At 60.2% G+C, this 19374-nt stretch carries 19 protein-coding genes; 9 read left to right on the top strand and 10 right to left on the bottom strand.

Translation table 11 applies throughout. The annotated features are described in order from the left end of the window. Positions 1 to 15 precede the first annotated feature (15 nt). A complete protein-coding gene (ligA, locus tag ACILSI_RS00575) occupies positions 16 to 2001 on the top strand; it encodes an NAD-dependent DNA ligase LigA (RefSeq protein WP_395719882.1) in 1986 nt (661 codons plus the stop codon). A gap of 20 nt (positions 2002 to 2021) precedes the next feature. Here the strand turns inward: ligA and ACILSI_RS00570 are convergent, their stop codons facing one another. The 4 genes from ACILSI_RS00570 to ACILSI_RS00555 all read right to left on the bottom strand — a co-directional run bounded on the left by ACILSI_RS00570 (position 2022) and on the right by ACILSI_RS00555 (position 4497). After that, complete coding sequence (locus ACILSI_RS00570; protein WP_395719881.1) at positions 2022 to 2507, bottom strand: SMI1/KNR4 family protein; 486 nt, start codon at positions 2505 to 2507, stop codon at positions 2022 to 2024. Positions 2508 to 2545: 38 nt separating this feature from the next. Continuing rightward, the gene (gene rnhA / locus ACILSI_RS00565) at positions 2546 to 3049 is read right to left on the bottom strand and encodes a ribonuclease HI (protein WP_395719880.1); all 504 of its coding nucleotides are present in this window, start codon (positions 3047 to 3049) and stop codon (positions 2546 to 2548) included. Then, positions 3046 to 3357, bottom strand: a complete 312-nt coding sequence (locus ACILSI_RS00560; RefSeq protein ID WP_395719879.1) for a DUF3817 domain-containing protein — start codon at positions 3355 to 3357, stop codon at positions 3046 to 3048. The genes rnhA and ACILSI_RS00560 overlap by 4 nt, the downstream gene beginning before the upstream one ends. Before the next feature lie 177 nt (positions 3358 to 3534). Next, positions 3535 to 4497: a 3-hydroxy-5-phosphonooxypentane-2,4-dione thiolase gene (locus ACILSI_RS00555; RefSeq protein ID WP_395719878.1), complete on the bottom strand. Its 963-nt coding sequence runs from the start codon at positions 4495 to 4497 to the stop codon at positions 3535 to 3537. Positions 4498 to 4604: 107 nt separating this feature from the next. Between ACILSI_RS00555 and ACILSI_RS00550 the strand changes: the two genes are divergently transcribed. Together ACILSI_RS00550 and truB are read left to right on the top strand one after the other, a co-directional pair. Next, positions 4605 to 5606, top strand: coding sequence for a bifunctional oligoribonuclease/PAP phosphatase NrnA (locus ACILSI_RS00550; protein ID WP_395719877.1), 1002 nt, complete (start codon positions 4605 to 4607; stop codon positions 5604 to 5606). Further along, a complete protein-coding gene (gene truB, locus ACILSI_RS00545; protein WP_395719876.1) occupies positions 5584 to 6312 on the top strand; it encodes a tRNA pseudouridine(55) synthase TruB in 729 nt (242 codons plus the stop codon). Before ACILSI_RS00550 ends, truB begins: the two co-directional genes overlap by 23 nt. Positions 6313 to 6314: 2 nt before the next feature. On the opposite strand, the gene ACILSI_RS00540 is transcribed toward truB, so the two are convergent. The 3 genes from ACILSI_RS00540 to ACILSI_RS00530 are packed head-to-tail and all read right to left on the bottom strand — an operon-like array spanning position 6315 to position 10488. Further along, positions 6315 to 7067: an ABC transporter ATP-binding protein gene (locus ACILSI_RS00540; RefSeq protein WP_395719875.1), complete on the bottom strand. Its 753-nt coding sequence runs from the start codon at positions 7065 to 7067 to the stop codon at positions 6315 to 6317. After that, positions 7064 to 8872 carry an efflux RND transporter periplasmic adaptor subunit gene (locus ACILSI_RS00535; RefSeq protein ID WP_395719874.1) on the bottom strand — a complete coding sequence of 603 codons (1809 nt, stop codon included), beginning with the start codon at positions 8870 to 8872 and terminating at the stop codon, positions 7064 to 7066. Before ACILSI_RS00535 ends, ACILSI_RS00540 begins: the two co-directional genes overlap by 4 nt. Further along, a complete protein-coding gene (locus tag ACILSI_RS00530) occupies positions 8869 to 10488 on the bottom strand; it encodes a TolC family protein (protein WP_395719873.1) in 1620 nt (539 codons plus the stop codon). Before ACILSI_RS00530 ends, ACILSI_RS00535 begins: the two co-directional genes overlap by 4 nt. A 206-nt stretch (positions 10489 to 10694) precedes the next feature. Between ACILSI_RS00530 and ACILSI_RS00525 the strand changes: the two genes are divergently transcribed. The 4 genes from ACILSI_RS00525 (at position 10695) to ACILSI_RS00510 (ending at position 14778) form a co-directional block, all read left to right on the top strand. Further along, positions 10695 to 11369 carry a sigma-70 family RNA polymerase sigma factor gene (locus ACILSI_RS00525; RefSeq protein ID WP_395719872.1) on the top strand — a complete coding sequence of 225 codons (675 nt, stop codon included), beginning with the start codon at positions 10695 to 10697 and terminating at the stop codon, positions 11367 to 11369. Positions 11370 to 11501: 132 nt separating this feature from the next. After that, a complete protein-coding gene (locus ACILSI_RS00520; RefSeq protein WP_395719871.1) occupies positions 11502 to 12899 on the top strand; it encodes a N,N-dimethylformamidase beta subunit family domain-containing protein in 1398 nt (465 codons plus the stop codon). Between the two features lie 24 nt (positions 12900 to 12923). Then, a complete protein-coding gene (locus ACILSI_RS00515) occupies positions 12924 to 13442 on the top strand; it encodes a hypothetical protein (protein ID WP_395719870.1) in 519 nt (172 codons plus the stop codon). A 67-nt stretch (positions 13443 to 13509) separates the two neighbouring features. Further along, positions 13510 to 14778 carry a right-handed parallel beta-helix repeat-containing protein gene (locus ACILSI_RS00510; RefSeq protein WP_395719869.1) on the top strand — a complete coding sequence of 423 codons (1269 nt, stop codon included), beginning with the start codon at positions 13510 to 13512 and terminating at the stop codon, positions 14776 to 14778. Positions 14779 to 14784: 6 nt separating this feature from the next. Here the strand turns inward: ACILSI_RS00510 and ACILSI_RS00505 are convergent, their stop codons facing one another. After that, a complete protein-coding gene (locus ACILSI_RS00505) occupies positions 14785 to 16203 on the bottom strand; it encodes a DUF362 domain-containing protein (RefSeq protein WP_395719868.1) in 1419 nt (472 codons plus the stop codon). Positions 16204 to 16274: 71 nt separating this feature from the next. Between ACILSI_RS00505 and ACILSI_RS00500 the strand changes: the two genes are divergently transcribed. Both ACILSI_RS00500 and ACILSI_RS00495 read left to right on the top strand, forming a co-directional pair. Continuing rightward, positions 16275 to 16973, top strand: coding sequence for a M23 family metallopeptidase (locus tag ACILSI_RS00500; RefSeq protein WP_395719867.1), 699 nt, complete (start codon positions 16275 to 16277; stop codon positions 16971 to 16973). Between the two features lie 25 nt (positions 16974 to 16998). Continuing rightward, positions 16999 to 17526, top strand: a complete 528-nt coding sequence (locus ACILSI_RS00495) for a hypothetical protein (RefSeq protein ID WP_395719866.1) — start codon at positions 16999 to 17001, stop codon at positions 17524 to 17526. Between the two features lie 31 nt (positions 17527 to 17557). On the opposite strand, the gene ACILSI_RS00490 is transcribed toward ACILSI_RS00495, so the two are convergent. Then, a complete protein-coding gene (locus tag ACILSI_RS00490; RefSeq protein WP_395719865.1) occupies positions 17558 to 18316 on the bottom strand; it encodes a L,D-transpeptidase family protein in 759 nt (252 codons plus the stop codon). 152 nt (positions 18317 to 18468) lie between these two features. Beyond that, on the bottom strand, positions 18469 to 19356 hold the full coding sequence (ilvE, locus tag ACILSI_RS00485) for a branched-chain-amino-acid transaminase (RefSeq protein WP_395719864.1): 888 nt from the start codon (positions 19354 to 19356) through the stop codon (positions 18469 to 18471). Positions 19357 to 19374: the final 18 nt, after the last annotated feature.

Genomic DNA, 19374 nt, shown 5'->3' with positions numbered 1-19374 from the left:
ATTCACCTCCAAACCATGACCCACGCCGAAGCCGCCGCCCGCGCCGCCTTTCTCAGCGACGAACTGCACCGCCACAACCGCCTCTACTACGTCGAAGCGCGTCCTGAAATCAGCGATCAGCAGTTCGACGTGCTGCTGCGCGAGTTGCAGGACATCGAGGCGAAGTTTCCAGATCTCCTCACGCCTGATTCACCCACGCAGCGTGTTGGCGGCGCTCCACTCGAAGGCTTTACGCAGATCACGCACAGCGTGCGCATGATGAGCCTCGACAACACTTACTCCGAGGAAGAACTCACCGCCTTCTTCGCCCGGGTGCAGAAAGGCTTGGGCCGCGAGAAGATCGACTGCGTCATCGAACCCAAGGTCGATGGCGTCGCCATCACGATCCGTTACGAAAACGGTGTCTTGAAGCACGGCGCGACGCGTGGCGACGGTCAAACTGGCGACGACGTCACCAACAACCTCAAAACCATCAAGCGGCTGCCGTTGCGGCTGCCCAAGGACGGTCCGCAGACCTTTGAAGTGCGTGGCGAGGTGTTCATGTCGAAGGCAGGCTTTGCGAAGCTGAATGAAGAACGCGATGAAGCCGGTGAGCCGCGTTTCGCCAATCCGCGCAACTCCACCGCAGGCACCTTGAAGCTGCTCGATCCCAAGACCGTCGCCAAACGTCCGCTCGACATCGTCTTCTACGGACTCGCTGAAGCCAGCAACGTGCAATCGCAGACCGAGGTGTACGCGTTGCTCGATGCCGCCGGATTGCGCAAAGCCGATCTCATCTGGCATGCCGACAGCGCCGAGGGTTTGCTCAAAGCCATTCGCGAACTCGATGAGAAACGCAAATCACTGCCTTACGAAACGGATGGAGCGGTGATCAAAGTAAACAGCTTTGCTGATCAACGTGAACTCGGCGTGACGAGCAAAGCGCCGCGCTGGGCCATCGCCTACAAATACCAGCCGGAGCAGGCGGAGACGAAACTCCTCGCCATCGACAACCAAGTCGGTCGCACGGGTGCGTTGACGCCTGTCGCTCGTTTGGAACCCGTTTTGATCAGCGGCAGCACCGTCAGCAACGCCACGCTGCACAACTATGAGGAGATCGAGCGCAAAGACATCCGCGTCGGCGACATCGTGGTAATCGAAAAAGCCGGCGAGATCATTCCCGCCGTCGTCACGGTGAAGAAAGAGCATCGCAATGGCCATGAGAAGCATGTGCATGCGCCCACGCACTGCCCCGTCTGCGGCACCGGCGTGCATCGCGATGAGGAGCAGGTCGTCATCCGCTGCCCGAATCCGCACTGCCCGGAAGTTGTGAAGCGCCGCATCGAGCACTTCGTCAGCCGCGCCGCGATGGACATCAGCGGTCTCGGCGAATCCGTCATCGCCCAACTCGTCGAGTTGAAGCTCGTTCGCGATGTGGCCGATCTTTACGCGCTCAACGAACTATTGCTGGCTCGATTGGAACGCGTCGGCACCAAGAGCATCGACAACTATCTCAAGGCCATCGAATCCAGCAAGCAGCAGGACCCATGGCGGCTCGTCTTCGGCCTTGGCATCCTCCACGTCGGCGCGGGCGGTGCGCGCAAGCTGCTGGAACACTTCGGCAGCATTGACGCCATTGCCGCCGCCAGCATCGAAGACCTCACGCAATGCCCCGACATCGGCGCCATCGTCGCCCCGAGCATTCACGCCTGGTTCCGCGACGAGAACAACATCACCCTGCTAGATCGCCTGCGCTCAGCAGGACTCAACTTCGCGCAACGAACCGTCACCGCCGCCTCTGACAAGCTCAACGGCACCACCTGGGTCATCACCGGCACCCTGAGCGAAGACCGCGAAACCATCGCCGACACCATCCGCGCCAACGGCGGCAAAGTCAGCGGCAGCGTCAGCGGCAAAACGACGTACCTGCTCGCAGGCGAAGACGCCGGCAGCAAACTCGACAAAGCCACGAAGCTTGGCGTGAAGATCGTTACCGAAGCGGAGTTTCGGACAATGCTGTGAGCATGAGCTGCATAAACAGGTCATTTCTGTCCCATTAGCTCGCCAAATTTGGCGAAATCCTTGGCTACAAATCCCAGGCACGAGGGCAATTTGTCTGCAACAGGGGGCCAATCTGAAGGTGGGGTTGAGAAAAACTCGTCCTTGTATGCGAAGTAGATTTGACCCCGGTGCTCATCGTCCACTAGCAAAAAGTAAAAACCTGTCCCTCCGTCATCGGCAATAGGAAGCGCGCAAACTGATCCACAGCCGTTCAGCAGCCATCGTTCCTGGGTGTCAACCACGCCCCAATCTGTCAGCGGAAAAATGCACGCGACGGCAAGCTCGTACGTCTCTCCATAGAGCTGAGTTTTCAGCTCATGATCCACAAAGACCGTTCCTCCATTCAAAGAAATCAGAAACTCGCGATACTCTGATGGAAGCCTGCGTGAGATTCGCTTCTCCAAACGCTCAAGAGCAGCATGGTCGCAGGGAAGCTTCGATGGCGAGAGGATGTTCAGCCAATTCATATTTCTCCAAAGCAGCGACATTCCACGGACAAAGGCAACTACGATTGTGTTGCGGCTTCGGCTTTGAACTCCTCCAGCAGCGCGGCGAGTTGCTGCGGCGTGTGGCTGGCTTTGACGGCGGCGATGGCTTCGTTGGCGAGTTCGTCGCAGCGTTCGTTGTCGGTGTGACCGGCGTGGCCTTTGACCCAGTGCCAGTGGATTTTGTGGTGGGCGGTGACGGCGTCGAGTTCGCGCCAGAGGTCGGCGTTTTTGACGGGCTGTTTCGCGCTGGTGCGCCAGCCGTTGCGTTTCCAACCGGCGATCCATTGGCTGATGCCCTGGCGGACGTATTGCGAGTCGGTGTGGAAGTCGATCTCGCAGGGCTCTTTGAGGATGCGTAGAGCCTCGATGGCGGCCTGCAACTCCATGCGGTTGTTGGTGGTGGCAGGAACGCCACCCTTGAGTTCGCGCACATGCTTGCCGTAGGCCAGCACGACGGCCCAGCCACCGGGACCGGGGTTGCCGTGGCAGCCACCGTCGGAATGGATGACGACTTTCTTCACGCCGGAGTCTGATGGGATTCCGCCGCCCACGCACGCATGCGGCGGTCGATGAAGAACGGCACGAAGGGCACGATGGAGGCGATGAACACGAGCATCGCACGGCTGAAGGGCCAGTTCGTCTGCATTAGCACGCGCCATAGCGCGAAGCAGAACACGACAAACAGGCCGCCATGCACCGAACCGACGATTTTGACCGCCAGCGGCATGCCCAGCGCATATTTGAGTGGCATGGCGATGAATAGAAGCACCAAATAGGAGATGGCTTCAAGCAGAGCGACGGAGCGCAGGAAGGTGACGGGATTTTTCATCGAGTGCGGTGCTTTTAGACGGCACCTGTTGAATGACAAACGCGAATGTTTATGAATGGCTGCGAATGAACACGAATGCCTGAATTTGCGGGCATTCCGGTTCCATTCGCGTTGAACAAAAAACTCCGACCGCCTTGCGACAGTCGGAGTTTCGAATGAGTTGAGGACGAACCCGAATTACTTCACGCCGGAAGCCTTCAGGTCGTTGTATTTCGCGAAGCCTTGCTCGGCGGTGAGGCCGCCGTGGACGACGCCTTGCACAGCTTGCATCATCGCGACCGGTGCGTCGCTCTGGAAGATGTTGCGGCCCATATCGACGCCGCTCGCACCTTGCGCGATGGCGTTGGCGCACATCTGGAGCGCGTCGAGTTCTGGCAGCTTCTTGCCGCCGGCGATGACGATCGGCACCGGGCAGCATGAGGTCACGGTGTCGAACTCCGTGTCGGTGTAGTAGCACTTCACCACGTTCGCGCCGAGTTCCGCCATGATGCGGGTCGCCAAACGGAAATACTGCGGCGTGCGGGCCATCGCACGGCCCACGGCGGTCACGCCCATGACGGCGATGCCGTAGCGGCTGGCCGCATCGACGAGGTCAGTGAGGTTTTTCAAAGACTGGCGCTCGTAAGCGCTGCCGATGAAGACCTGCACGGCCAGCACGGAGGCATTGAGGCGGATGGCTTCCTCAATGTTGAGCGCGGTGCTTTCGTTGGAGAGCGGTTCAAAACCGGGGCGGCCGAACTTGGCCTTCTTGCCGTCGATCTCGCCTTCCCATTCTTCCATGGGGCTGATCATCGAGGTGCCGCCGGAGGCGCGCAGCGCGATGGCTTTGGTCGTGGAAGCAGGAATGACGGAGCGCTGAATGCCACGGGTGAGCATGAGGCAGTCGGCATACGGGGCGAGAGGCAGGATCGTCTGATCCACGCGCTCCAAGCCGGTGGTCGGGCCTTGGAAGTAGCCATGGTCAAAGGCGAGCATGACGGTTCGGCCGTCCTTGGGGTTGAAGACCTTGCTGAGGCGGTTTTTGAGGCCCCAGTCGTATTGGTGGCAGCCCTTGAGGAAGAAGCCTGGGGCTTCCTGGGGGATGTGGGTGAAGAATTCCTTTTCCTTCTTGTCTGCTGCGCTGGTTTGGATGTCGGCCATGATCGTGGGTGTTCGAGTTTAAAGGGCCGCCAAAGTGGGTGTGAATCTTGGTGGTGCAAGCACATTGGCATGCATCTTCTTCTTGCGTGTGAGGATCGTCGTGCTTTGTGAACACCCCCGCCATGCCAGCCAGCAGCTCCACCTCTGAAATCGTCGCCGCCATGCGATCCGCCCGGCGGATCGCCGTGGTGGCTCATGTGCGCCCGGATGGAGACGCGGTCGGCTCGGTCCTGGGGCTGGCGCTGAGCCTGCGGGCCATGGGCAAGGAAGTCATCGCTTTGCTAGAGGACGGCGTGCCGGAGAATCTGGCCTTTCTTCCCGGCACAAACACCGTCGTTCAACCTGGGTCTGAGCCCCTGAATGTCGATCTCGCCATCGCGCTCGACACCGCCACGCACGAGCGCATTGGCGAGCGCTGCAAGGCGTTGCTCGATCCTGCGCCGATGCTGGTGAACATCGACCATCACCCCACGAATCCAGGCTACGGTGCGCTCAATCTCATCGACGCCGCGTCACCCGCCACAGGCCAGATCATTTACAATCTGCTCAGCGAGCATGGGCTGCCCATCAACGACGCCGTGAGGCAGAATCTGTTCATCGCTATCTCGACGGACACCGGCTCCTTCCAGTTCTCCAGCACGAATGCCCGCACGCATCGGATTGCCGCTGAAATGATCGAGGCAGGGCTCGACACCGCGCGTCTCGCGACGCTCGTTTATCAGTCCTGCCCGCTGCGCCGTCTGGATCTCATGCGAGCCATGCTGAACGAGATGCAATTCCGTGCAGATGGCCGCATCGCAAGCTGGCAGCTTACGCAGAAGCTCATGGACGACATCGGCATGCAGCCGGGCGACACGGAAGGACTTATCGACACCCTGCGCATGATCGACTCCGTGGTCAGTTGTGTCATTTTTGAAGACGTGGCCGACGGCAAGGTGCGCATCAGCGCACGGTCCAAGGACGCGCGGCTCGATGTTTCGGCGGTCTGTGCGCAGTTTGGTGGTGGTGGTCATCGCATGGCCTCAGGCGCGCGGATGCGCGGTCCGATCGGCGAAGCAGCGGAGAAATTTTTGCAAGTACTCGAACATGAAGTCAGAAGAATTGATTAGCGGCGTCCTGCTGGTGGACAAAGGACCGGACATGACCTCCCACGATGTGGTGGCGGTGGCACGTCGCTGCCTGAACATGAAAAAGATCGGCCACTGCGGCACGCTGGACCCCATGGCCACCGGCATGCTCATTCTCGTGCTCGGCAACGGCACGCGCCTCTCAGATCTGCTCATGTCCGAGGACAAGGAATACGTCGGCACGATGACTCTCGGTGCCACCACGAGCACTCAGGATGCCGAGGGAGAAATCCTGGAGCAAAAGCCCGTTCCTGAGCTGACGATGGAGCAGGTCACCGCCGCCTTCGATGCCTTCAAGGGGGATTTCTATCAAATCCCGCCGATGGTCTCCGCCATCAAGATCGGCGGCGTGCCGCTCTACAAACTGGCCCGCAAAGGCCAGGAGGTGGTGCGTGAGCCGCGCTTCGTGCGCGTGTATGACTACGAGATCACGCGTTTTGAGCCGCCACAGATCGACTTCCGCATCGTGTGCAGCAAAGGCTTCTATGTGCGCACCTACGCGCATGACATCGGCCAGAAGCTCGGCTGCGGCGCACATTTGAGCGCCCTCCGCCGCACACGCTCCGGCCACTTCAAGCTGCTGCCAGGCAAGCACGTCACCTTTGACATGCTCAAGGAAGGCAAACGCGACGAGGTGCTCGCGTCCATGCTCAGCCTCTACGACGTGTCCAAACTGCGCGGCGCGTAAAGCTAGGCCGCTAGGCCGTAATGCTCGCCGATGACCTTGCCACGCAGGCGGTCTGCCTTCGCGCCTGCCTGGTCTTCCTCGATGACGCCGTCCCGCAGGCGGATGATGCGGGTGCAGCGCTCGACCATGCGCTCGTCGTGGGTGACGAAGATCAAGGTCTTGCCCTGCTGATTGAGATCATCAAAGAGATCGAGGATTTCCTTGCCCGACTTGGAGTCGAGGTTGCCGGTGGCCTCATCCGCGAGGATGACGAGCGGATTGTTGGACAAGGCCCGGGCAATGGCCACACGCTGCTGCTGGCCGCCGGAAAGCTCGTTGGGCTTGTGGTACAGGCGATGCTCCAGTCCAACCTGGGTAGCGAGCCGGATGCCGTTTTCAATCATGTCGGAGTCTTTGGCACCCCCATAGTACATCGGCACGGCGATGTTTTCGATGACGCTGAGCTGCTGGATGAGGTTGTAGCTCTGGAAGATGAAGCCGAGGTTGCGGTTGCGTGCCGCAGACAAATCATCGTCCTCCAGATGCGCCACATTCTGTCCGCCGATGAAATAATCACCCGTGGTGGGCTGGTCGAGGCAGCCGAGGACGTTCAGCAGGGTGGATTTGCCGCAGCCGGAGGGCCCCATGATGCAAACGTACTCACCGGGATAGATAGAGAGCGACACCCCCTGGAGCACATGCTGGGTCATGTCGCCCATCTGGTAGCTCTTGCGAATGTCCACCAGCTTGATGATGGGATCGTCCGCCGAGATCATGGCTGAGCAGCGGCGATGTCCTTGTCTTTGGGCTTTGTCGGTTTCGGCTTAGCAACGGGCGCGGCTTCCTGCTTCGGACGGTCCGGGCCGTTCATTTCAATCTCGGATTTCTTCGGCAGCGCCAGCGCCACGGCCTCGCCGCCCTTCAATCCATCACGCACCTCAATGAACTCATCGTTGAAAAGACCGGTGTTGATCTCACGGCGCTCCAGCGCCCCGCCGTTGTTGATGTAGCAGAAGTGATGATCCTGGTCCACCTCGACTGATTGCACCGGTACATAGAGCACATCGGCGAGCTGATCGACGATGATCTCGACCTTGGCGTTCATGCCAGGCTTCATCCACGGGTGGTAGCCATTGATGTGAATGGTGCAGGGATAGACCTTCAAGTTCGGCGTGTAGCGACTACTGTTGGAGTCCGGCAGGATGGCAAGTTCGGCGACGCGACCATCGAGCTCCTTACCAGGCTCGGCATCGACACGCACTTTCACCGGCTGGCCGATGCGTACCTTTTTGATCTGGGACTCATGGACATTCACCTTCACGCCCATCTGGCTCATGTCCGGGATGGTAAGCATCGTCTGGCGCAGACGCACCGTGGCTCCCTCCTCAATGGGGTAGTTGTAATTGTAATTGGAGCCTGCGTTCAGATCCCCGTAGGCCACGAGTCCAAGCACGGTGGCCTTGATGACACAGGCCTTGAGCTGGCGCTCCAAATCTTCACGCTGGGTCAGCTCCATCTCATGACGACGTTTGGCTGTGACGAAACGTGTCTCGGCCTGTGCCATGCGAGAACGATTGGAGCGAATGGTCCGCTGCAGCTTGTTCAACGCCTCCCGGTAGCCGGCCACAAGCGTCGAACACTGCTTGCTGAACTCATATTTCTTGAAGAGGGCCAACTGCGTCTCGGCCGTCTTCACGGCAAGCTCCACCTTTTCCAAAGTCACCTGGTCATTTTCGAGCTGAGCAGCAGCGATGAATTTGCGATCCGCAAGACGCTTGGACGCCTCCGCCTTCTGCGTGGCCACGGCGAGCTCGGAACGGCGCAGGAGCAGTTCATCCTCAAGCTGACGCAGCTTCTGCTGCGCCTCACCATCGCTGTCGGCCTTCTGCTCAAGAAAAGGAGTGAAGTCGATCCGTTCCGAAGGCGTGGTGGCGACGCCCTTTGACGTTGCCTTGGGCTTGGAAGCGTCGGCAGGCTTTGTTTTGGCCGTGTCTGCGGCCACAGGGGTGTTGGCCTGCGTTTCGAGCACGTCGGCGTATTTTTCAAACGCCGCCACATCCTTCGGCAAACCGGCGGTGCTCAGAATCGCGGCCGTGACATCACGGCCAAGATACTTTTCAAAGTCCATCAGGGCAAAGATGCCAGCCTGTTTCGTGTCGCGCACAAAGCTCTGGTTTTCACTCTTCTGAATCTCGCGGTTCTCGTCCGCATCAATGTAGGCGGAGACGGTGGTCTGAAACTCGATCTCGTGATTCTGAATGCGGGTCTTGAGGTCGGTGCTGTCCAACTCGATGAGCACCTTGCCCTCTTTCACGTCTTCTTCCGTGATCAGATAACCTTCTGGAATGAGGCTGAGGATTTTGGTCGGCACTTCGATCTCACTCTTCACCTCGGTGTTTTGCAGGGCGCGGATTTCCCCGCCCTGAAGCACGTTGATTTCCAGCGGGCCGCGCTGCACGACAAAAGTGGGCACCTGCTCAACCTCGCTTCCGCCGCGTGACATGAGCCACCAGCCTGCGGCACTCAGTGCGGCGATGGTTGCTGCGGCGACAAGCCCCTTGATGGTCTTTCCCTTCTTCATTGTCCCTTCGGCTTTTCCTCCTTTAATACGTCCACCCAGCGTCCGTCTTTCTCGATAAACAGGACGCCCATGTCACGCCAGAGCTGCAGTCTAACGAGCGTGTGGTTGATACGGGTTGAAATGACAAGGTCGCGCGTGGTGTTCATGTCACGCTGAGCATCGACGAGATCGATCGCGGTCCCCTGCCCCTCAGCATTAAAGGCCTCCTCGATCTCCAGACGCGAGGTGCTGATCTCCAGGCCGCGAAGGGCCAGCTCATACTGCTTGCGGGCCACTTCGAGATCACGCCAGCCGGCACGCACATCACGACGCACATTCTCCTCCGCCAGTTCGAGCTCACGCCGGGCGCGCTGCTCGGCAATCTGCGCGACGCGCAGCGAATTGCGCTCAGGCTTCTGGTTGAGATTGAGATCCAGATCAAGACCGAGGCTCGTGCTGCGGTTGCGCGAGATGAGGGAAAAGTCCGTCCGGTCTGGATTGTCGAGGATGTTGTAGTTTATGAGCGAGTTGACCGAAGGCAGCGTGGCCTGTTTGGAGATGAGCACACGGCGGCTGGCATCCTCGACACGATCTCGTGTGTTCCACAGGTCCATGCGGCCCGTGAGCCCCGTATCGACGGCCTCCTCCAGCGTTCCCTTGGGATTGAGGATCTCCAATTCGTCCATGTCCTTGTAGTCGAGCACGATCCTTTCCTTCACCGGCAGCCCGAGCTGGATTTTCAAATCATCGAGCGCCTGCTCATAGCTGCGCAACGCATTGAGCCAACTGCGTTGGAAAGTGATCTGTGACTGGAGCAAACGACCCAGCGAGGACTTGCTGCGCAAATTGGCCTCCGCCATCGCCGTCTCACGCTCCACCGTCTTGTTGAAGGCGATGTAGGCCAGATGGGCGTTGCGCGCGGTCTCGCGGGCCTGGATCGCCCGGAAATACTGCGTGGCCACCTCGACGGCAAAGGTCTTGCGGTACTGGGTGAAGTTGCGAATGGCGTAGAGGACTGTGCGCTCGCCCTGGGTGAGCGTTTCGGAAGCCGCCAGATAGCCTGCACCGCTGAGCAAGGGCTGGGTGAGCGCGAAGCCTAGCTGGCTGGTCCCCGCATCACGCCCGCCAGTGATGAAACGCAGAAAGTCCGTGGTCAGATTCGTCGCCAACCGCGCCCCCGTGCGCGTGAGCGTGGAAAAGCCCACGTCCGCGCTCGTGGCGAGTGTGGAGGAGCGCACCAGGTTGTTCACGCCACTCTGAACCTTGCTGCTGTTCAGCGTGGAGGAGCCGCCGCCTGTGAAAATCGGCGTGTACTGCTGCCGGGTGAGCGTCAGATCCAGCGCGGCCTGGTAAACAAGCTCCTTTTGCAGGAGGTAATTGCGGTTCCGATGCACCGCGAAATTCAAAGCCTCCGCCAGGTCCACGACACGGGCATTTTCTTCAACAAATGCCCGGTCCCCCAGAAAGTCGGCCTTGCCCGTGCTTTTGCGCAACTCCTCCATTTTCACCGGCTGCGGCGGGGTAATGTCCAGAAGCGACTGACCGGAGTTCGGCACCTTGCTGGCCTTCTTCCGCAGGAGACCGAAGACCTCGTTGTCCGCCCATTTTTTATAGGTGGCGCTCGAACAGGCGCTCATTCCCAAAGCCACCAACGCCAGGGCGACGGGGGCTAATTTAAGGGAACGGCAAAATTTTGGCATGCGTGTGGACACCGGCATTGGGGTGGTTGGCCGGAGGTTGGTTTTGGGGGGCTGTGCAATACGAGACCCCACACACTTGTCTATCTTTGGAATCGACAAAACATCGTTGCCTGCCGCAGACTCACCATTACTATCCCCACCCCATGTCCGACCTGCCCAAAGTCGCTGAAACTGAAGAACTCCTCAAGGAGACCTCTGGATCCCCGCCGACCCGGAAGACTCTCATCGAGAAACTCGACAATTGGGATGACTGGGCGAGTTGGGATGAGTTCTACCGCACCTACTCCGGTTTCGTCTTCCACGTCGCCCGCAAGACCGGCCTGAGTGACGATGAGGCCAGTGATGTGGTGCAGGAAACCTTCATTGGGGTCGCCAAGAACCTGCAAAAGAAGAAATTCGACACCAGCCTCGGCTCCTTCAAATCCTTCCTCCTCAACCAGGCCCGTTGGCGCATCCTCGACCAGTTCCGCCGCCGCAAGAAGCAGCAGAGCCGCGAAGCCAACCTCTACGCCGACGAGACCGACGAACGTCGCACCGCGCCCATCGACCGCTGCGCTGATCCGAACGGTGTTGCTCTCGAAAAACTCTGGGAGAAGGAATGGCAGGACAAGGTGATGGACATAGCGTTGCGCCGCGTGCGCGCGCTCGTCTCGCCGCGCCAGTTCCAGATTTTCTCCTGCTATGTCATCAAAGGCTGGAGCCCTGAACGCGTGAAAAAGGAACTCGGCGTCAACGCCGCGCAGGTCTATCTCGCCAAGCATCGCGTGGGCCGTATCTTGAAGCGTGAGGCGGCGAAGCTGGCGGAGACGGAGCAGTGATCGAGCAGGCGAGTCAAGGCTTCGCCGTCAAAGAGTCAAGTGGGGTCAAGCAGGTGCTTTCTTGACCGCCTTGACGACGACTTGACCTCTTGACCGCTGAAAGCGTCCGCATCTCCATCGCGTAGCCCTCCAATGCGCCGCACTCTCGCCCTCCTCCTCGCTGTCTCATCGCTTCACGCCGCCGATCCCGTCCCGCTTTTCATCGAAGGCTACGCCGGGCAGCGTAGCGTGGCGCAGGGCGAGGAGATCCCGATCCACGTCAGCACCACGGCGGCGAAGTTTGAGATCGAGGTCACGCGACTCGGCGCGAAACGCGAAGTCATGTGGAAGAAGGCCGACGTGCCCGGCGCGGCGCATCCGGTGCCGGAGGATGCCAGTGCGAATGGTTGTCGCTGGCCGGAGAGCGTGCGCGTGCCCGTCGGTGCAGATTGGAAGAGCGGCTACTACGAGGTCACGTTTCGCGCGGCGGATGCTGGCGGGAAGTGGACGCATCGCGGCGCACGCACGGCCAGCAGCAGCGCGTGGTTCATTGTGCGACAAGCCAAGCCCGGCAGCACCTCGAAGATCCTTTTGCAGCTCTGCTCGAACACCTACAACGCCTACAACAACTGGGGCGGCTTCTCCGTGTATGCCTACAACAGCCTCTCGAAGAACCAGGGCAGCCGCGTGAGCTTTGAGCGGCCCGGCCCGTCGCAATTCGGCCGCTGGGAGCTGCCGTTCGTCGTGTGGGCGGAGCAAAACGGCTACCCGCTTGAGTTCGCCGCGAATGACGACCTCGAATTCCGCCCCGAGATGCTCGCCAGCTACAAACTCGTGCTCAGTGTCGGTCACGACGAGTATTGGAGCACGCCGATGCGCGACAACCTGGAGACCTGGATCGCCAAAGGCGGCAACGTGGCCTTCTTCAGCGGCAACACCTGCTGCTGGCAGGTGCGCAGCGAGGCGGAAGGCCGCGCCTTCACCTGCTTCAAGCAGAACTACCACCTCGATCCCGTTTTCCAGACGCGTCAGTTCAAGACGCTCAGCACCGCGTGGAGTCATCACCTGCTGCAGCGGCCGGAAAACCAGCTCACCGGCGTCGGCTTCCTCTGGGGCGGCTACATGCGCAGCCACGGCCAGTTCATGGACGCGGAGGCCAGCTACATCGTGCACCGCCCCGACCACTGGATCTACGAAGGCACCGGCCTGAAGCGCGGCGACCGCTTTGGCGGCAAGGACACCATCGTCGGCTACGAGTGCGACGGCTGCGAGCTCGAGTGGCGCGACGGCCTGCCCTTCGCCACGCACAAAGACGGCACGCCGAAGACCTTCGAAGTCCTCGGCACCTGCCCCGTGCGCTGGCACCCGGATGACGTCGAGTGGTATGAGAAATGGGAGATCGGCCGCACCGGCGCTGCCTGCCTCGGCCTCTACACCATCAACGGCACCGTCTTCACCGCCGCCACCACCGATTGGTCGCATGGGCTGCAAGGGAACGACGCGCATGTGGTGCGCATCACGAAGAATGTGTTGGAGCGGCTGGGGAGGTGAGTTTAACCTGCTTGCACGAACGTCGTGACAGACAAAGAGATCATCGACATCCAATTGGAACAAATCTTTGGGATCAAGTTTCCACAGAAGATTCAACGGCTTGTCGATCAAGAGTTGAACGAAGGGCGATGGGCTGAAGGATATGATTTGGCAGTATCGCAAACTGTTATCGATGGGGATAATGCCCGCCGATTGCTGGAGATCATCCTCTCCCAGCGACCCGACTTACGAATCAATCAATCCGAGCTTCATCGAGTGGTGGAATCAGAATTGCCTCAAAGCATGGGGGCAAACGTCGCCTGGATCGTTGACGTGAGCGGTGATTTCGCGCTTACAGACAGTCTTCGAGTAGCCCGTTTTAACCATGCAACGATCATCTGGCGCAGCCCGAGGATTTCATTCGATGAAGTCGTGTTCGATGAATTGAAGGATGGCAAACTCAAGGGGCGCGTATGGCTTGGGTCGAATGCCCCCTTGGACTCATCATTTGTTCTCGATTTCGAGTCCGGATCCCTTCTCAAAGGCCAAATTGTCGGTCCCTAGCATTCTAGCATTGATCACGTTCCATGTGGAATTGGCAGAACGAAGTAGCGAGCGCCGTAGTCCCTGCATGAAACCCACGCTGCTCCTCCTCGCGCTCACGTCCTCGCTTTTCGCCGCGGAGCGGCCTGCGGTCACGGTGCCGCGACAAACCAGCGGAGACACGGCGGTGCAGCCGACGTGGGAGGAGACGTTGACCATCACCGTCGGCACGAAGGACGCGGACATCGTCGGGAGCGACCAGCGGGCCATCCAGGCGGCGGTGGATCATGTGGCGAGGCTGGGCGGCGGCACGGTGCGCATCAAGGCGGGCACCTACCGGCTGCGAAACGCCGTGTATCTGCAAAGCGGCGTCCACCTCATCGGCGAGGGCGACAAGACGCTGCTCATCAAAGAGCCCTCCACCACCACGCCACTGAAGCTCGACAGCGACTGGTATGACCAGGAGATCACTCTGCTCAACGCCACCGGCTTCCGCGTGGGCGATGGCGTGTGCCTGCGGGCGAAGGATGCCAAAACCGGCCGCCAGACCGTGCTCAAGCGCACGCTCACCGCCCGCAGCGGCAGCCGCTTCAAGCTCGACAAGCCCCTGCGCGAGAATTTGTGGCAGATGAACGACGCCACCTGCGCCACGCTCTTCCCGCTGCTCAGCGGCGAGTTCGTGAACGACCTGCGCATCGAAAACCTCGTGCTCGACGGCAACCGCGAGCACAACGCTGAGCTCGATGGCAACTACGCCGGCTGCATCTTCCTCCAGGACTGCAACCGCATCCACATGCGCGGCGTCACCGCCCGCAACAACCACGGCGACGGCATCTCCTGGCAGATCTGCCACGACGTCATCGTCGAAAACTGCGTCAGCGAGAACAACAAGAACCTCGGCCTGCATCCCGGCAGCGGCTCACAGCGGCCCGTCATCCGCAATAACACCCTGCGTGGCAACGACATCGGCATCTTCTTCTGCTGGGGCGTCAAATACGGCCTCGCCGAGCAAAACACGATCGAAGGGAACCGCGTCGGCATCTCCATCGGCCATCGCGACACCGACAACCTCATCACCGGCAACACCATCCGCGACAGCAAGCTCAACGGCGTCCTCTTCCGCCCCGAACGCGGCCCCGACTTCGCCGGCCACCGCAACCGCATCGAGCACAACACCTTCATCGACAACGCCCCCGAAGGCGGTGCCGTCATCGACATCCAGGGCGGCACCGAATCCATCACCATCCGCGACAACACCTTCACCGAGACCCGTGGTGGCAAGCGGCGCGATCTCGTCAAACAAGGCCCCGAGACGAAGCAGATCGTCGTCGAGGGCAGTCAGGTGAAGGGGCTGTGAGCTACCTCAGCGGCTTGCAGCAGACATCTTCGCCAGCCGCTCGTCACTTTCCAGATGCCCGGCCCAGCCGAAGTGGCAGCGGAATTCGTAGCAGTTGCGCATTTGTTCGAAGGGGCCCGTCCATTCGGGCTTGTTGGAGGCGACGGTGATGTCGGCGGGAGCGAAGCCGGTGATGGGGAGGCGCTGGATGGCGAAGGCGTCGTTGAGGAGGCGGGTTTTTTTCCAATTGAGGCCCATGAGTTGGGCGCTGACGCAATCGACGGCAACGGGATGCGTGCCGGCGAGGATGACGCCGCTTTCGACGGGATCGCAGGACATGGGGCCGTCGCCATCGCCGCCGATGATGCCATCGACGATGGTGAGGTAGCGCAGCGGCTTCTCACGGCGTCTGCCAGTGCCGTCGAAGTAGAAGAAGCATTTGTGCAGATCGAGGATCATGCGCCAGGCGGTGTTGTTGCCGTGCCAGTTGCCGGAGCGGACGACTTCCTTGGTGTCGCCAAAAATGACGCGGCCGAGTTTTTTGAGCGGGACGAAGAGTTTGGAGAGAAAGAAACGGCCAAAGAGGATTTTCTTGGCGGTGCGCATGAGCGTGCCTTCGAGGGCGCGTTTGGCGGAGGATTCGGCAAACTGGTCGCCGCCCTCGGCAGGTGTGCCTTCGGTGTGACGTGGCAGCCAGTTGGTGCGCGGCGTGGTACCGACGAGATTTTTCAGTGCGACGGTGATGCCGACTTTTTTGTGCGTCTTGAGCTTGGGAATGTTGATGAGCACATCGGCATTCATCGGCGTGCGGCAGATGCGGTATTCGTGATGCGGATCGGTGTGCTGGCGGTTCGTCGTAGCGAAGTCGTAGCTGGCTCCGTAAAGCTTGCCGAGGCCGGGATGGCCGAGGAATTCGCTGTCTTCATCGAGATGGATGTCCACCGCGCCGGAGGGGTCACTGGGAAGCTCGCGTTTGGCGATGGTGACGCCGTCGTCGATGGTCCACTCCTCGCAACGCATGTCGAAGAGCAGGAACGCGATGCCGGGGAACTCTTGCGTGAGATTGGTGATGAGATCGTCGAGGCGATGAAGACGGCGGATCGTGGCAAAAGATGAATCACTCTGCGGCGCGTCGCACAGCGTGACGGAGCCACGACCTTGGAGCTTGCCTGCGGCCCAGCGGGCGACGGCGCGCACGACGGCGGGATGTGTGATGATGGTGAGCCAGCCGTTTTCATCCTCGGGTTTGCTGGCGTTGTGTTCTTTGACCCAGTTCGGCTTGAGAACGACGCGATCGCCCGGCTTAATGAAATCACCGGAAAGCTCCAGCGCGGCGAGGGCGGCCTCGATTTGCCGCTGAAGCGCTGGAGCATCGTCGTAGCTGGCGTTGCCGCTGAAGACGGAGACTTTGGGAGAGCCGAACGAGGAAGGAGAAAGAGTGTTCACGAGGATGCCGGGCTATTTAAGAGCGGCACGTTCTCTTTGCAACGCAGCTGCTTCTGTCGGAACATCGGCGCATGAGGAAAACCCTGCGGATCATGCGCCTGATTCTGACCCTCGCTCTCGCAGCGGCGATCGTCGGCGTGATCTGGCAGCGGCTGGGGCCACGGCTGGAGGATTTGCCGGACTCGGCGGTGAAGCCGAAGCCGCTCGACCCGGCGTTTGTACGGCTGACACCGCGTGAAACGGCCACGTTGCCGCTGGCGACGCGCTTTGACATGCCGCTGGGCTCGGAGCGCGGCACGTTCACCTACAATGCACGGGCGTTTCGCATCGAGCGGCATCTGGGCGATGATTTGAACGGCATCGGCGGCGAGAACTCCGACCTGGGCGATCCCGTTTACGCGGCCGGGGCAGGCCGGGTGGTTTATGCGGGCAATCCGGGGCCAGGCTGGGGCAAGATGATCCTCATCGCTCACCGCCTGCCGGAAGGCGACGAACTCGGACCGGTGGTGCAGACGATGTACGCGCATCTGGAGTCCATGAAGGTCCGCACGGGGCAGGTCGTGCAGCGTGGCGATCCTATCGGCACCTTGGGCACGGGAGACGGGGCGTATCTGGCGCATCTGCACTTTGAAGTGCGCGCCGGCCCCTATGTGAATCCTGGCCAGGGATATGCTGACACGGTTTTGAACCGCGTCTCACCAGAAACATTTATTCGTGCCAGACACGGAGCCTACGCCGCAGTATTGAACCCCGCGCCGCAAAAAGACTGACGTTTAAAACCATCTGCCGCATCGCATGCGATTTCTTTGCTGTCTCTGCCTTCTGCTGCCGCTGACCACACACGCGGAGCCGGAGAAGTCCTCGCGCACGAAACCGGCGTGCGAGGTGCTCTGCGCGGAGCTGTTTGCCGCCGTGCGCGCGAATCCAGCACAACTGACCATGCGGCTGGAGGACGCGCTGGTGATTGATGAATCCTGCACGGGGGAAATCGTGACGACGGCCATCGACGCGGTAAAGGCCGACCCTTCACTCGTGCGCAAGATTTCCAAAACAGCGATGGACCTGCTGCCATCCAAAAAGGACGTGATCATGGCGGCGGTGAAAAATTATGCGGCTCCCGTTCTTGTCGCCAAAACACAGCCTCGTGAGGAGATTCGTCGGCCCGAACTCCCGGATGTGCCTCGCCACCGGCCCTTGCCAGGGGAAGAAATCCGACGCGCAGAACTACCGCAGGTCGCCCTTCGCCATTCAGACGCAGAGGTGTCAGTGCCACAAGTGCCTTTCAATCTCATGAGTGTGCCAAAGGCGCGACCTTTGAAATAGCGGAGAGTCCGCTCGCCCATTCTTGACTTGGCTACTCCAAATACAACGTGGTCCCTGGAGGAGGTGACTTCCGCCAAATCCGACCCAAAGAAGAGCCCGCGCCTTTCGAGGCCTTCGGCTTCCCGTCGGCAACAATCGCACGGCGAATGCTTTCTGTAGGCTTGGTTGGTGAGGCTGCCACCTTGGATGCTTCTGTTTTGGGGGCTGGCGCTGAAGATGGTATCTGTTTTTTCACTTCGGTACTCTCCGCAGGCGGCACCACGGCGACGGTGCCCTCCCCCAGCGGCACGGCATCCTCGGCGGCGGCCAGCGAACCAGCACCGATGATTTCCACTGGAGTGCCATGCGGCGTCGCCTCAAAGAAAATCGCCGCCATTTTCGTCGGCAAGCGGATGCAGCCATGAGAGGCCGGATAGCCGGGCAGATAACCTTCGTGCATGCCGATCCCCCCGACGATGCGCATGAAATAGCGCATTCTGGCCCCGACAAACTTCGCGCCTGACGGCCTCGGATCACGACGCGAATCAACGTCCTCCTGCACCATATTGCCAGTCTCGTCGGCGTAGCACCCATACAACGATGACCGGTGGTCGAGGTCTTTGTCGAGGATGCGGAATTTGCCATTGAGCGTGGCATTGCCCACGCGCCCGGAGGAAATCGGCGAGAGGCCGACGAGTTTGTCCCCCTTGTAGTAGCGCAGCCGCTGCTCGCTCAGATTGATGACAATCCTTGGCTTGCCCTCGACCCCGTCACCCGCCCACCAAGACCGCGTGTCGGAAGGCTGACTCAAAGCGGATGTCGTAGTTGTGGAACAACTGCTGAAACCGATGACTGAGTACAAAGGCAGCAGGAAAGCAAGAAATCGCGCTCGGTTCATGCAAAGAGCAGGCTGCACCGTTTGTGCCATTTTTCCAGGAAGAAATCGCGTCAAAAAAGGGCGGTTCAGGCGTAGAGCACCGGCGTTCCGGTGCTGTTGGCCAGCGCTTTGAAGCGCACGATCAGTTCATTGGTGATCTTGCCTGGAGTTCCATCGCCAATGGGACGACGGTCATACTGCACGGCCGCGATGACTTCGGCGGCGGTGCCCGTGAGGAAACACTCGTCCGCCGTGTAGATGTCAAACCGTGTCATCGGTGCCTCGGCACAGGGAACTCCCATCTCAGCCAGGAGTTCCATCACTGCACGGCGGGTGATGCCATCGAGAGCACCGGAAGAAATCGGCGGGGTGGTGACCTTGCCGTTCTTCACGATGAAAAGATTGTCACCCGTGCATTCCGCCACGAGTCCCTGGTCGTTGAGCATGATTCCCTCGTCACAGCCGGCCTGAAGACACTCGATCTTGGCCATGATGTTGTTGAGGTAGTTCAGGCTCTTCACCTGCGGGCTGAGCGCGGCAGAGTTCGGCCGCCGGGTTCCGCAGGTGATCAGGTTTAGTCCCTTCTCATATCGCTCCTGCGGATACAACGCGATGGTGCTGGCGATGATGATGACACTCGCCTTGGGGCATTGGTAAGGGTTCAGGCCGAGCGATCCGACACCACGCGTGATGACGAGACGGATGTATCCATCACGCAGCTTGTTCGCCGCCACGGTTTCCAGCGTGGCTTTCTCCATTTCCTCGAAGCTGATCGGGATCGTCAGGCAGATCGCACGGGCGCAGTCGTACAAGCGGCGCAAATGCTCGGTCAGGCGGAAAACACGACCGTTGTAGAAACGAATGCCCTCAAACACCCCGTCACCGTAGAGCAAGCCGTGGTCAAAGACGGAGATTTTCGCCTCGGCTTCGGGGACGATCTTGCCATCGAGATAAATAAGGAGGTTTGCAGACATGGGCGGCCTAGAAACCAC

The organism is Prosthecobacter sp. (assembly GCF_044232965.1).
Taxonomy (GTDB): Bacteria; Verrucomicrobiota; Verrucomicrobiia; order Verrucomicrobiales; family Verrucomicrobiaceae; genus Prosthecobacter.
This window is presented reverse-complemented; position numbering and strand designations above follow the sequence as displayed.